General features: G+C 44.7%; 12 protein-coding genes. 5 read left to right on the plus strand and 7 right to left on the minus strand.

Going from position 1 to position 14,939, the window contains the following annotated elements:
• Nucleotides 1-20: 20 nt before the first annotated feature.
• Nucleotides 21-1,334, minus strand: coding sequence for an O-acetylhomoserine aminocarboxypropyltransferase/cysteine synthase family protein (locus ACZQK9_RS08715; RefSeq protein WP_483270337.1), 1,314 nt, complete (start codon nt 1,332-1,334; stop codon nt 21-23).
• Between the two features lie 223 nt (nt 1,335-1,557).
• On the opposite strand from ACZQK9_RS08715, the gene ACZQK9_RS08720 reads away from it, so the two are divergent.
• Complete coding sequence (locus tag ACZQK9_RS08720; RefSeq protein ID WP_483270338.1) at nt 1,558-2,856, plus strand: HlyC/CorC family transporter; 1,299 nt, start codon at nt 1,558-1,560, stop codon at nt 2,854-2,856.
• A gap of 2 nt (nt 2,857-2,858) precedes the next feature.
• Here ACZQK9_RS08720 and ACZQK9_RS08725 read toward each other — a convergent pair whose 3' ends face one another.
• The 4 genes from ACZQK9_RS08725 to ACZQK9_RS08740 all read right to left on the minus strand — a co-directional run bounded on the left by ACZQK9_RS08725 (nt 2,859) and on the right by ACZQK9_RS08740 (nt 8,108).
• The gene (locus tag ACZQK9_RS08725; RefSeq protein ID WP_178017016.1) at nt 2,859-3,503 is read right to left on the minus strand and encodes a DUF1836 domain-containing protein; all 645 of its coding nucleotides are present in this window, start codon (nt 3,501-3,503) and stop codon (nt 2,859-2,861) included.
• 74 nt (nt 3,504-3,577) lie between these two features.
• Complete coding sequence (locus ACZQK9_RS08730) at nt 3,578-5,860, minus strand: hydratase (RefSeq protein ID WP_178017017.1); 2,283 nt, start codon at nt 5,858-5,860, stop codon at nt 3,578-3,580.
• Nucleotides 5,861-5,886: 26 nt separating this feature from the next.
• A complete protein-coding gene (locus ACZQK9_RS08735; protein ID WP_483270339.1) occupies nt 5,887-7,362 on the minus strand; it encodes a hypothetical protein in 1,476 nt (491 codons plus the stop codon).
• An 11-nt stretch (nt 7,363-7,373) separates the two neighbouring features.
• Nucleotides 7,374-8,108 carry a hypothetical protein gene (locus ACZQK9_RS08740; protein ID WP_483270340.1) on the minus strand — a complete coding sequence of 245 codons (735 nt, stop codon included), beginning with the start codon at nt 8,106-8,108 and terminating at the stop codon, nt 7,374-7,376.
• A gap of 182 nt (nt 8,109-8,290) precedes the next feature.
• Between ACZQK9_RS08740 and ACZQK9_RS08745 the strand changes: the two genes are divergently transcribed.
• From ACZQK9_RS08745 to ACZQK9_RS08760, 4 genes are read left to right on the plus strand one after another with little or no spacing between them, the layout of a single operon-like run.
• Entirely contained in the window at nt 8,291-8,863 is a 573-nt protein-coding gene (locus ACZQK9_RS08745; protein WP_178017020.1) for a 2-oxoacid:acceptor oxidoreductase subunit gamma family protein, read from the plus strand.
• Complete coding sequence (locus tag ACZQK9_RS08750; RefSeq protein WP_178017021.1) at nt 8,864-9,172, plus strand: 4Fe-4S binding protein; 309 nt, start codon at nt 8,864-8,866, stop codon at nt 9,170-9,172.
• A gap of 1 nt (nt 9,173) precedes the next feature.
• A complete protein-coding gene (gene porA, locus ACZQK9_RS08755; RefSeq protein ID WP_178017022.1) occupies nt 9,174-10,355 on the plus strand; it encodes a pyruvate ferredoxin oxidoreductase in 1,182 nt (393 codons plus the stop codon).
• Nucleotides 10,356-10,369: 14 nt separating this feature from the next.
• Nucleotides 10,370-11,302: a thiamine pyrophosphate-dependent enzyme gene (locus tag ACZQK9_RS08760; protein WP_021985674.1), complete on the plus strand. Its 933-nt coding sequence runs from the start codon at nt 10,370-10,372 to the stop codon at nt 11,300-11,302.
• A gap of 63 nt (nt 11,303-11,365) precedes the next feature.
• On the opposite strand, the gene holA is transcribed toward ACZQK9_RS08760, so the two are convergent.
• Both holA and ACZQK9_RS08770 read right to left on the minus strand, forming a co-directional pair.
• The gene (gene holA / locus ACZQK9_RS08765) at nt 11,366-12,394 is read right to left on the minus strand and encodes a DNA polymerase III subunit delta (protein WP_178017023.1); all 1,029 of its coding nucleotides are present in this window, start codon (nt 12,392-12,394) and stop codon (nt 11,366-11,368) included.
• Nucleotides 12,395-12,499: 105 nt separating this feature from the next.
• Entirely contained in the window at nt 12,500-14,926 is a 2,427-nt protein-coding gene (locus ACZQK9_RS08770; protein WP_483270341.1) for a DNA internalization-related competence protein ComEC/Rec2, read from the minus strand.
• Nucleotides 14,927-14,939 lie beyond the last annotated feature (13 nt).

A 14,939-nucleotide genomic window follows, 5' to 3' on the forward strand; every position in this document is an offset into this window, starting at 1 on the left:
TTTTTATGCTATTTTTGCATTTATTCCGCAAGTGCCTTAAATGCCTCATCCAGATCCTCAATGATATCGTCAATATTTTCTGTACCGATAGAAAGTCGGATTGTGTTTGGTTTGATTCCCTGATCCAAAAGTTCTGCCTCGTTGCACTCAGAATGCGTGGTTGATGCCGGGTGGATGGCAAGTGACTTTACATCCGCTACGTTTGCAAGCAGAGAGAACAGTTCGAGATTGTCAATAAACTTCTGCGCCTCTGCAGCGCCACCCTTGATCTCAAATGTAAAGATTGATCCGCCGCCATTCGGGAAGTACTTCTTGTAAAGCGCCTGCTGCTCCGGATTCTCAGAGATAGATGGGTGATTCACCTTTTCTACCTGTGGCTGATTCTTCAGATACTGTACAACCTTGAGTGCATTTTCTACATGACGCTCGACACGGAGAGACAATGTCTCAAGTCCCTGCAGGAAGATGAAGGAATGTACCGGCGAGATCGTTGCACCTGTATCACGGAGCAGGATAGCACGGATGTAAGTTGCAAATGCAGCCGGTGCTGTATCCTTTGCGAAGCTGACTCCATGATAAGATACGTTTGGCTCTACCAGCCATGGGAACTTGTCCCCGGCCTTCAGCCAGTCAAATTTACCGCTATCAATGATCACACCGCCGAGTGTTGTTCCATGACCACCGATAAACTTCGTTGCGGAATGAACGACGATATCTGCCCCATACTCGACCGGTCTTACAAGGTATGGAGTTGCAAATGTGTTATCGACAACAAGCGGAATGTTGTGTGCATGTGCGATCTTTGCGATTCGTTCAATATCTACCACCTCTGAATTCGGATTTCCGAGTGTCTCGATCTGAACTGCCTTTGTGTTTGGCTTAATCGCTGCTTCAATTGCATCGTAGTCAAATGGATCTACGAAAGTTGCCTCGATACCATAATCCGGAAGTGTATGTGCAAGCAGGTTGTAAGTACCACCATAGATATTCTTAGCTGCTACGATATGGTCACCTGCATGTGCCAGTGCCTGGAATGCATAGGTAAGAGCGGCTGCTCCGGAACCAACTGCAAGTGCTGCAACACCACCTTCGAGTGCAGCGATACGCTTCTCAAATACGTCCTCTGTCGGGTTTGTCAGACGTCCGTAGATGTTACCGGCATCCTTCAATCCAAACCGGTCCGCTGCATGTTTACTGTTGTGGAACACATAAGAAGATGTCAGATAAATCGGAACGGCTCTTGCGTCCGTTACCGGATCCGGCTGCTCCTGTCCTACGTGCAGCTGTAATGTTTCAAACTTTAAATTTCTGTCCTCATAATGTTTCTTTCCCATAATCTTGTACCTCGTCTTTCTTTTATTTTCCGGCTTGTGCCTTGTTGTCATTTTTTGTTTTGCAATCCGTTTTCCTGATTGCAAGGTTATCTTATCATCCTAATTCCTATTTGTCTAATAGGAATTAAATTGAATCAGTTATAATTTTATATTATAGCAAAATCTATACTTGACACCCTTCATCCAAATATATAGAATATAAGGAAATTTATACATAAAAGGAGTGGTTTTTTTGGACAATAGTCCCGCGTTACAACTAATTATAATTCTGATTTTACTGGCTCTTTCCGCTTTTTTCTCTTCCTCAGAGACTGCACTGACAACGGTAAGCCATCTAAAGCTTCGTTCTCTCGCAGATGACGGAAATAAGAAAGCAAAGAAAGTATTAAAAGTAACCGAAAATTCAAGTAAACTATTAAGTGCGATCCTGGTCGGAAACAACATTGTCAACATCTCCGCCTCCGCACTTGCAACAACCTTTTGTACAAACATGTTCGGAAGTAAATACATTGGTGTATCGACTGGAATTCTGACATTGCTTGTCCTGATCTTCGGTGAGATCTCCCCGAAGACCCTTGCAACACAATATGCATTGCAGCTTTCCATGGTCGTTGTCTACCCGATTTCGTGGCTGATGACGCTGCTCACCCCTGTTATCTTCCTGTTAAATATATTGACCGGAGCCATTTTCAAGCTGTTCCGTGTCGACCCATCCGCGAAGAAAGCAAGCATTACCGAAGCAGAGCTTCGTACTATTGTAAATGTCTCTCACGAAGAAGGCGTCATTGAGCCCGAAGAAAAATTCATGATATCGAATGTAGTTGATTTTGGAGATGCCGTTTCCAAGGATATCATGATTCCAAGAGCTGATGTAATTGCAGCCGATGTAAATTCTACTTATGACGAATTAGTCGACATCTTTAAAAGTGAAACATACACAAGAATCCCGATTTATGAGGATTCCAAAGAAAATATCATCGGCATCCTTAATATCAAGGATTTATTTTTCTACCGGGAATTATTAGATATCCGTTATTTTGACTTGCGAAGTATTCTGCGAAAGCCATTGTTTGTATCTGAATACCAGAAAACAAGTCAGATTTTTGCCGAGATGAAGACTTCCGCAGACAGTATGGCGATTGTTCTGGACGAATATGGACAGGCATCCGGAATCATCACAATGGAGGATCTGGTTGAAGAAATCGTAGGGGATATCCGGGATGAATACGATGACAGCGAAAACGACCTGATCCGCGATCTTGGCAATCACACCTACGACATCGATGCATCCATCAAACTGGATGATCTAAACGATAAACTTCACACAGATTTCCAGTCAGAGGATTACGATTCACTTGCCGGATTCATCATTGAACTGTTGGACAAAATTCCAACCGCCGGAGAAGAAGCAAACTGTGAGGGAGCACATTTCAAGGTTACGGAAGTTCATCGGAATCGTATCGAACGTGTCACACTGACACTTGTTCCAAAAGAAACAGCAACAGAAAAAGACGAAACGTAGAATTACGTCTCGTCTTTTTTCTTCTTTTTCTTATCTTTTTCATTTGTCTGTTCCTGCTCCTTCGCCTGTTCCGCAGCCATCTCATCGATAATCCGCTCCATGATCTTCTTCTTGATGAAGATATCATATCCAAGCAATGACAGAAAATTCAGATTCTTAATATACTTATCTTCCACACCAGGGAAATCATGCTCCGACAATTCAAAAGTCTTTACCACACTGTTTTCCACCCGGAAATGCTGATGCTGCTCTAACTTATAAAGACTTGCATAGATTTCTTCTAAGTTGTGCGGTGCATCCGGGTTCTCAAAATAATGATCGATCAACGGTTTCAACATGATCTGAATATCACTGATCGATATCACATTTTTCAGGTAATAGATATAAATCAGCAAAATCAGATGCTCCTTTGTATACCGCTTCTTCTCCGGCGGCGGGAGCAGATTGTTCTTCGTGTAGTTGTTAATCATCGTCTTGGTCAGTGTCTTATCTTCCTCATACCGTTTGTTCTGTGAAAGATATTTATCCATGAATGTCGTCACCTGATCCATATAAAGCTCAATCGAAGGAAGATCCTCCGGTGCAATATACCCAAGTTGCGTCATTTCCCGTATTTGTTTTTTCAGGCTGTCCTTTTCAATATCCATATAATATACGCTCCTAATGCGTATATTATATAGTATTGAAAACCATGTGTAAAGGTTTAAATGAATATATCTGATTAGTGTGTCTTATAGTAGTTGATCAGGCAGCCAGCGAGAATAATATCTCTCTCATCATCTGTCAGGTCGCCAAGCTTCAAAGACAACTCTTTCATATCCTTGTTTACAACATATGCCTTGATGATCTCATCCTTGTTGCGGATTGCCTGTGCAACGCCCGGAACGAATACATAATCATCCACGTCAAAATCGTAATCTTCATCCATCACGAATGGAAGCATACCCCAGTTAATCAGGTTGGAACGATAACGCTTTGTCGCATACTCCTTGGCGATATTTGCCCAACCGCCAAGTACCTTCTGGCAGGAAGCTGCCTGCTCACGTGCAGAGCCGTCGCCTGGCTTCACTGCAAAGATCGTACTTCCGACACCAGTGTTCGAACCACACGCATCCGGGAACATTTCCTTTACCTTGTGCATGGCTGTCTTCATATTCGGATCTGCCTCGCCCATACATTCGCCAGCTTCACGCACACGTTCTACCTTCTGGATTGCCTTCGCTCTGCCTACATACTCTGGATCCTTACGGGACAATGTAAACTCTGCAAGTCCAAGCGGATTCGAACGATAAGAAGATGTCTCACCGGAAGGAATCAGTTCATCTGTCGTCGTTACCGGATCATGGATAACCGATGCGACCTTAAGCATCAGATTGTCTGTCAACGCTACCATCTCCGGCCAGTCCTTGATGTTTGGTCCGAACTTAATCTCCTGCTCCGGCTGCGGATGTCCCCATCCGTTATAAACACGGTTATCGTAAATCTTCTTGTCAAAGAAATATTTCTGTCCCTTGTACTCGACATCCAGATCGGTTGCAGCTGTTAAGAAGCCCTTGTTTGCTGCTGTCGCCGCAATGGAACGTGCATCCATCAGTGCAACGGAAGCAATCTGTCCATTCTGAATCTTTGAACCCTCGCGGTTCGGGAAGTTTCTTGTCGAGTGACGGATGGAGAATGCATTGTTTGCCGGCGTATCTCCAGCACCAAAGCACGGTCCACAGAATGCTGTCTTGACAATCGCACCTGTCTCAATCAGGTCTGAAAGTACGCCATTCTTAGCAAGCTCCATATAAATCGGAGTGGATGCCGGATATACAGAAAGCGTAAATTCATCAGCACCAATATATTTTCCACGGATCAGGTCAGCTGCCTGACAGATATTCTCGAATCCACCGCCGGCACAGCCTGCGATGATTCCCTGCTCTACATAGAGTTTTCCGTCAACAACCTTATCCTTCAGTGTAAAGTCGATCTTGCCATCTAAGGATACCTGCGCACGCTTTTCCACATCATCTAAAACGTCCATCAGATTTGCCTTTACATCCTCGATCGTATAGACATTGCTTGGATGGAATGGCATAGCGATCATAGGTTTCACCTTAGACAAGTCTACGTAAACAACACCATCATAATAAGCAACTGCACCCGGATTTAATTCCTTATAGCACTCCGGTCTGTAGTGCGTCTCATACCACTCTTCAATCTTCTCATCCGTCTTCCAGATGGAGGACAGACAGGTTGTCTCGGTTGTCATAACATCGACACCGATACGGAAGTCTGCAGAAAGTTTGTCCACACCAGGTCCTACGAACTCCATGACCTTGTTCTTTACATAACCACAACCGAAAGTCGCACCGATAATTGCAAGGGCAACATCCTGTGGGCCAACGCCCTTTTGTACTTCGCCATCCAGATAGATTGCTACCACGCCCGGCTTTGCAACATCGTATGTACGCTTCAACAGCTGCTTGGCGAGCTCGCCGCCACCTTCACCAATTGCCATTGTACCGAGGGCGCCATAACGTGTATGACTGTCAGAACCAAGAATCATGGCTCCACATTCTGCAAGCATCTCTCTTGCGAACTGATGGATAACTGCCTGATGAGGTGGTACATAGATTCCGCCATATTTTTTTGCACAGGAAAGACCAAATACATGATCATCCTCGTTGATTGTTCCGCCTACTGCGCACAAAGAGTTATGACAGTTTGTAAGTACATAAGGAATTGGGAACTCTGTCAATCCTGATGCTCTCGCCGTCTGGATAATACCAACAAATGTGATATCATGGCTTGTCATCTTATCGAATTTAATCTTCAGCTGTTCCATATTTCCTGAAGTATTATGTGCTTCAAGAATTCCATATGCCATCGTATTCTTCGAAGCATCCTCTTTCGATGTCTTTACTCCCTTTGATGCAAGTACTGCCTGTGCCTGTCCATCATCTGCAACCAGCTCGGAACCATTCAGCAAGTATGCACCTGTTTCATAAAGTTTTACCATAATTCGCCTCCATACTCTCGTTTAATTTATTTGTAAGCTAAGATATAGCTTTCACTGTCCTGTAATGTTACTGCATCAAAATCTTTTACACCCTTATTTAAGGCTGTTGCCAGGGTTTCACTCTGCTGGGAAAGGTACTCTGTCTCATCGACAACCTGTTCATTCACATAATAAGTACCATCCACATTCTGCACATATGGTCCATCGGTAATCACACCATCTGAATACCGTTTCAGACAATATTCATCGCCGGACGTTCTTGTCGACAGCCAAGGAAATGCAACAAAGCTGCTGTCACTGCAGAAGCTTCTCACCTTTGCATATCCAAGATAAGAAACTGCGCCATCCCGATATGTGAAAATAAAACAGCTCACATAGGTCTCATTGCGTTCCAAACTGTTGTAGAAAAATACTTCCGGTGTACCATCCTCATCCACGTCGTACAACAGCATACTGTCCGGTTTGATGTTCTTATAGGTGGAATCCAATATATTGATACCATCTTCGGTTTCGCCAAGTACTTTCTGGATTTCTGAATCCGCATTTTCTGCCAGCTTCACATACGCCTTCTGCCAATCCTTTGCCATCTGAAGCTTATACTTTTGAAGATTCATATCGTCAGAGTAATATTTTTCCAGCTTATCTAACAGATTCAGTGCATTCTGATTATCGCCAATCTCAATATATGTGTCAAGAAGACCATCATAATAATTCATGCCTGTTGTATATGCAAGCTTATATAAGGAATAAAATTTATCAATATACTGTGAATCGAGGGGTTCCAGCTGCACCGTTTCGCATATATTCAATGCTGTCAGGTAATCCCCCTGGTCATATGCCGACTGTGCCGAATCATACAATGCACGATAGGACTCGATCACCCTGACATTATTTGAAATGACCGCCGTATATTCCGAAATATCTGTAACTGCCAGACCATTGATGATTGAAATATAACTGTTCATCACATCTGCCGTGATCTCACCACTCACATATTGCTGATATTTCTCATTTAAAACTTCTATGACAACTTCTTTTTTCGTGTCTGCATCCAGGCGAAGATTAATCTTATTGATTGTCTCATTTGCCTGCACAACGCCCTGACCGTTATAATTCTGGTTCGCATTATAGATCTGCTCAATCGCATTGCGGTATTCAGTCCGATTTACAAGCACATTATATTTTGTACAAATATTCTTCGTCTCGTCAATACTATTAATAGCGTCATACGCCGCTACTGTATATATATAGTCTTTCTCACCAGTCTGGTATTCCAGGCAGATGTGCTTCGCATAATCCGGAAGCATCTCTTGTACCTGTTTTTGTTTTTCATTGTCTAACGCTTCATAGTTTTTTTGTACCTCACTCCACTGACCAACTTCAATTCCATCAAAAACCTTATATTCATTGTAGTACGGGTACAGGAATACAATTGCCGCACAGGCAACGATTGCAAGCACTATAAACGACACTATAATGAGTCTGTTCCATGTCTTTTTCATCCTTGCACCTCCTAATCCACCACAACCGGTTTTGCTTCCGCATCGTCTGCCGGCAGAGTTTCCGCACCATCCATATCCTGAGAGGATACATCACTTGGTGTTGCCTGCTCAAACGGTTGCTCCACCCATGTGTCAATCAGATCCGATGGAGTCGCTACTCCCTGCAATGCAGATACCTGCTGTTCGTATTTGGATGTATCTGTCTCCGTGGCAAATCCCTCTACATGCAGATTCTTTTCCTTTTCTCCCACCTGCGCATAGGAAGGAGCAATGACCAGCCGATAGACAAATAATGCAACCGCAGCGATTCCCACAATCAGCATCAGCAAAGACAGCACGCCAAAAAATTTATGTGCACCGCCTGCTTTCATCTGCTCATATGTATCATCATCTACATCGGCATACTTTGCCCGTTTCTTTTCCTGCTTTGCCTTGATCTTTTCGTCTTTAATCCGGTTTTTGCGTTCCCATTTGTTCTCCTCTGCGACATATGCACCAAATAGCGCAGAAGATTCGCTTTCTTCCTGTGGTACGGCATCTTCCGCCACAAGTCCATCCACGTCTATTTTATCTTTTTTCAGTTCCGCATTCTCAGATACAGTTGTCTCCATTTTCTTCTCTGTGTCTTCTGACACATGAGTCTCCATTTCCCCATCCGTGTCTTTGTCCGTCTGTGGATCAATTGGAATCAATTCGATTTCTTCCTGATTATCTATGTTATTTTTATCTTTCTTTTTTCTTCGCATAACAAAACTCCTTTGTTTTTGTTGTGTAAAAGCTTAACGTATTGATTATATCAATTTCGACCAAATTATTCAAGAAAGATTGTTATTTGCCAAGAAAAACCACCGACTCTCTTTACATTTTTTAACAGAATGGTATAATTATCGTGTTTTTTACTGTATTTATGAGAAATGGAGTGCAATATATGAAAAAGAACATCGAGATCAGATGGCACGGACGTGGAGGTCAAGGTGCCAAAACCGCAGCACTTTTGCTTGCGGACGTTGCTTTCAACACTGGTATGCACGTCCAGGGATTTCCGGAGTATGGTCCGGAACGAATGGGCGCGCCGATCACAGCCTATAACCGGATCGGCGAATCTGAAATCCGGGTACATTCCAACATTTACCACCCAGACTATGTGGTTGTTGTAGATGAGACACTGCTTCATTCCGTAGATGTCACAAACGGTCTGAAGGAAGATGGTGCTATCGTAATCAACACCCCGCATCCAAAGGAAGAGATTCTTCCTTTATTAAATGGATACAAGGGAAGCGTTTATACCATTGACGCACATAAGGTATCGATGGAAACACTTGGAAAGTATTTTCCTAACTCCCCGATGCTTGCTGCTATCGTGAAGGTTGCAGACATCATGGATAAAGATGTATTCTTATCCCAGATGCAGGCATCTTATGAACACAAATTCGCAAAGAAGCCGGAAGTAATCGACGGCAATATGCGTGCACTGAAAATGGCGTTCGAGGAGGTAAAATAAATGTCAAAAGCAACAGATATTTCTAAAATCAATGAACATAGTCCTTACTATGATATGACGCCGGGCAACCAGATCTATGGTGGCGGCGGTTCCCGCAAATTCTGTACAGGCGAATGGAGAACAAAGACTCCTGTTATTGACTGGGGAAAATGTACACAATGTCTGCTCTGCACACCGGTCTGTCCGGACAGCTGTATTCCGGTCAAGGATGGCAAAAGAGAAGACTTCGACTTAGACCACTGCAAGGGCTGCGGTATCTGTGAGCGTGTCTGCAGCTTTGGTGCAATCACAATGAAGGAGGGAATCTAATATGGCAATTCGTGAAAGAATGTCAGGTAATGAGGCTGTTGCACATGCTATCAAGCAAATCAATCCTGACGTAATGGCTGCATTCCCAATTACACCATCGACAGAGATTCCACAGATGGTATCGACCTTCATTGCAAACGGCGATATCGACACTGAGTTTATCCCGGTGGAATCCGAGCATAGCTCCATGAGTGCTACCATGGGTGCCTGCGCCGCCGGTGCAAGAGCAATCACAGCGACTTCTTCCTGTGGTCTCGCTTACATGTGGGAAGTGCTTTATGTTGCAGCTTCCGATCGTCTTCCTATCGTTATGGCAGTTGTAAACCGTGCATTAACCGGACCGATCAATATCAACTGCGACCACTCTGACAGTATGGGTGCCAGAGATGCCGGCTGGATCCAGATTTACGCCGAGAACAACCAGGAAGCTTACGACAATTATATCCAGGCATTCCGCATTGCCGAGCATCCGGATGTCAAACTTCCATTTATGGCTTGCCAGGATGGTTTCATCACCAGCCACGCAGTTGAGAATATCTCACTGATTGAGACAGAGAAAGTAAAAGAATTTGTAGGAAGCTATGAACCGGAAAACTTCCTGTTAAATGCAGATATGCCAATGGCTGTTGGTCCCTATGCAAACTCTCCATTCTACATGGAGACAAAGATGAACCAGCGTATCGCCATGAAGAACGCAAAGAAGGTTATCTTAGAGGTCGCAGAGGAATTCGAGAAGATCTCCGGAAGAAAATACGGACTTTTCGAGGAGTATCGCATGGATGACGCCGAGTATGTGATCGTCATCATGGGATCTGCTGCCGGAACAACAAAGGAAGCTGTTGATGAGCTTCGCGAGCAGGGAATTAAAGCAGGCATGATCAAGGTTCGTGTATTCCGTCCGTTCCCGGGTACCGAGTTAGCTGCCGCACTCAAAAATGCAAAGGGCATCGCGATCATGGATCGTGCAGAAAGCTTCTCCGGATGCGGTGGTCCGCTTGGTTCTGAACTGAAGGCTGCTTTATATGATGCAAAGAACGAATCTACAACCGTCAACTATTTCTACGGTCTTGCCGGAAGAGATTACACAGTAGAAACAGCCTGCGGTATCTATCAGGATCTGATGGATTATGTATCCGGCAAGCAGGAAGTAGAACAGTTCAAATATATCGGACTTAGAAAGTAACGGAGGAAATCGAGATGGCATTTAATTTCAAAGAAGTAATGAGCAAACCGGAACGTCTCGCTCCGGGACATAGAATGTGTGCAGGCTGTGGCGGAACAATCGCTGTTCGTACAGTTCTGCGTGCCCTTCATGAGGGTGACAAGGCAGTCATCGGAAACGCAACCGGCTGTCTGGAGGTATCCAGCTTCATGTATCCATATACCGCATGGGAGGACAGCTACATGCACAATGCATTTGAAAATGCAGGTGCTACCCTTTCCGGTATTGAAACCGCTTACCATGCATTAAAGAAAAAGGGAAAGATCTCCGCCAATTATAAGTTCATCACGTTCGGTGGTGACGGCGGAACTTACGATATCGGTCTCCAGTCTCTGTCCGGTGCGATGGAGCGTAACCACGATATGGTATATGTCTGCTATGATAACGGCGCTTACATGAACACCGGTATCCAGCGTTCTTCTGCGACACCGATGTTCGCAGATACAACGACAACACCGGTTGGTAAATGCTCCAACGGTAAGATGCAGAACCGGAAGGATCTCGCATCTATCATCGCAAACCATGATATTCCATATGTTGCACAATCTACCTTCATCGGAACCATGAAGGATCTGTACGAGAAGTCCGAGAAGGCGATCTACACACCAGGTGCCGCATTCTTAAATATCATGTCACCATGTCCGCGTGGCTGGCGATATGATACACCGGATATCATGAAGATCTGCAAGCTCGCAGTTGAGACATGCTACTGGCCACTGTTCGAGGTTGTGGAAGGCAAGTGGATCTTGAACTATGAGCCAAAGAAGAAGCTTCCAATCGAAGACTTCCTTCGTCCACAGGGCAGATTCAAGCATCTGTTCAAGCCGGAAAACGAGAACCTGCTTGTACAGTATCAGGAAGAGGTTGACCGCAGATGGGAAAACCTGCTGTATATGTGTTCAAAGTAAATATCTATGATAATACAAAAGCTCCACGCTTAACCTGTAAGCGTGGAGCTTTTGTATTATCTGTTATACTTCCTGCTTTTCTCCGCCATGTAGCAGAAGCTCTAATATCACCATCTCGGTTGCGAGTTTGTCCCGCATCCTGCCTGTCTTGATATTCGTATCAGCTTCCTGACATAACCGCACACAGGAAATCAGCTGCTCTTTCGTGAAGGATTTTGCCTGTGCAATATATTTTTTTACAAAGTACGGGCGGATGCCGAATGTCGAAGCAATCTGTCCTTCCGGCGTGCCGGTATCAAATGCAAAGCGAATTTTCAGAAGCTGCATAAAATTCCGTGTGATCAGCACAAGAATCTTCATCGGCGCCTCCTGCAAATACAGGAGATCATCGTATAATTCCATTGCTTTTTGCTGCTGCTTCTCAGAAATCGCATCAATCATATCAAATATCTTGTCCTCCACCTGATTCACGCAAAGCAGATCAATATCCTCTTTGGAAACGCTTTTCTTATCCACTACATAAGCACGAAGCTTATCCACTTCGTTTTTGAGCAGATTCATGCTGTTTCCAACCCGGTCGATCAGATAACGCAATGTCGTGCCGCTGATTGCAATCTGATCTTCCGCAAACATGCCATTCAGCCAGACAGCTAACATCTCACTGTCCGGTGCATCAAACATCGCTACCGTACCTAGCTGCGCCACCTGCTTTGCAAGCTTCTTGCGGTTATCAATATTCTTCTCAACGAAAACCAGCACCGTTGTATCCGGCAGCTCTTCCAAGGCCTTCTCCAGCTTCTCACAGCCATTCTTAAAAAAATTACTGTTCTCCACCAGCACGACTCTCCGCTCAGTGAAAAACGGCATTGTATCTGCAAACTCGATAATATCCTCCGGCTTTGAATTTTCCCCTTTATAGGTGATAAAATTCATCGTATCTCCCGGATCGATCATCGCTGCAATCAGCTTATCCCGGTATTGATAGATCAGATATGGTTCCGTACCTCCAAGCAGATACACACGGCTGAATTCTTTCTTATTGATTTGTTCATTTAAAATGGCCATGCCATTTGCTTTTTCTTTTTTTGCCATGGTGACTCCTTATTATCATGAAATACATTTTATCACATCCGATTCTATTCATCAATTTGATCTTAGATATATTCTTTTTACCATGTTCCACATAATTACTATCATTTATCTGCCCCGGAAAATAACCGCCCCCATCTCGTCTGTCCGAAGTATCTGTGTGCCTTCCTGTTCTAATCCCTCCAGCACTTCTGCATGTGGATGCCCATAACGGTTATTGTATCCACAGGAAATCACACCATAGTCAGCATGCGTATAAAACCCTTCCACATATGAATACTTCGAACCATGATGGGGAAGTTTGATACAATCAAACGATTGCTGTATATCCATATCTTCGATGGCATCTGCATCCATATCTCCGGTAAACAACATGTCAAACGTATTGGAATGATAAGTAAGTGCCAGACTCGCCGCATTTTTATCCTTTGCATGATATTCCGCAGTTGGATGCTGACAGGTAAGCGTAAACGTTCCATCTCCGATTACATCTTCCTCTTCCATCCATACAATCGGGATTCCCGCTGTTTGAAGCAGTGCTGCAAGCTCCACAAATGCCTCATCCTGAAACACATAGGCAGAAAAAACGACCGCCCGTACTTTAATCTGTGCCAGTTTTTCCTGTAACAAAATCTCCTTTAATCCGCTGATATGATCCTCGTCTGTATGTGTCACAAACCAATAATCAATGTCAGTCATGCCCTGTGAGCGCAATGCCGGAAGTAGAGTATACGTTCCGCATTTTGATTGTGAAGTGGATCCTCCATCTATAACCAGATTGCTTCCGTCCGGCGATCGTATCAGGATTCCGTCACCCTGTCCGACATCCAGAAAATACACGTTCTCTGTTCTCTGCTGTCGAAGCAGTATCATCTGCGCAGCTCCCTCCGCCAGAATCCCAGACACAATCACGCTCACTGTATATCTCACAACGGCTTTCTTCTGCCAGAATCTGCCCGTCTGTTTATAGATACGATCCCGAATCCAGTTTCTGCTGTTCGTCCGAAGTAATCCAAGAACCAAAGCGATTCCACCATACCATACAAGTATCTGCATCCCTCGTATCTCTCCCGTATGAATCGTATTCCACGGCAATTCAAGTGTTAAATTGCACAGCCATGTGTATCCACGCAGCAGCCATCCAACCGGAAGCATCACCAGTTTTCCAATCCCAACAGATCCTGTCGACGCAATCAGCCCGATCCAACCGCCAGCCACAACAGCAGTCATGCCTGGAACAACAATCAGGTTCAACAGCCATGCATATGCCGGAACTTCATAGTATGTCCCTGCCAGCACAGGAAACATCATCACATTTAACGCAACCGAATAAAAGAAGCTCTGCACAATATGGAAAGCAATACGGTGTTTCTTCTGATAGCGGCGGAACCAGGATTTCTTATGCAGCCGTCTCATTCCATAGTTTCCAAGCGACACCCCGGCAATCGCCATATAGCTTAACTGCATCCCGGCATCCAGAATCCGGACAGGGTTGCATAAAAGCATGATGAACAGTGCAATCCCCATTGCGGTCGGCATATCATAAGCTTTTCCATATATCTGTGCCACAAGCAGGATTACCATCATCCAGATTGCACGCATCGTTGCAAGACTCATCCCTGTCATCGTTCCATAGAGCCAGAGTCCCACAATCGTAATCATTCCAGCTGCCCGGACCTGCATGCGTAATTTACGCAGCAGCCGGAACAAACAGCCACCCAGCAAGGATATATGAAGTCCCGATATTGCCAAAATATGTGCAATCCCTCCCATCTGATACAATGTCTTGATTTCCGGTGCAATTTCAGACTTTTCCCCAAGCAAAATCCCGTTTACAAGCGCTGCTGTATCCTCAGGAAGAAGTTGTCCGATCTGCCGTCCGGCATATGTACGAAACTGATACAAACGCTGCTTCAACCTATAATACAGGTACATCGGAGTTCCAAGCACCTGACGTTTTTGTAAAGATACCACGGTTATCTTCGGTGTGTAATAATACGCTGTGATATTCCTGGCAAGATAGTAACTGCGCGCCGGAAATCCTCCCGGATTTCTCGGATTTTCAAATGTATAACAAGGACCGGAAACCTGCACAACATCTGAAATCTCATAGGGATCCGTTACCCCTCGAAGTAAAATACGTCCTGACACGCCCTCTCCTTCCAGCACCTGCAGCGTCCACGAATCCCCCATTTTGTCCATCAGAATCCCGGCACATGTCACTTCCGTTCCCTGTTTTTCTGCCCCCGTCGCATAGGTGGAAATCTCATATGCTTCCTCCTGCACAGACCACCTGCATGCAGGCATCCCGCCCCTCAAATCTTGTGGAACACGCAAAAAAGCGCAAACCATACCAAGGCTGACGCTCAGTCCCAATATGCATGCGCTTTTCCCATGCTTATATTTCTTCATGAAGATCCCAACGCAAATAAGCATAACTGTCGCTATGCTGATCCCGCCTGCCGTTCTCGTGTAAAGTGCAATCACCTCTCCAAGTGCATACGCCAAAGCTACACAAAAGAATGGTCGTTTCATGCTTCTCCTATAT

Source organism: Wujia sp. (assembly GCF_056872695.1).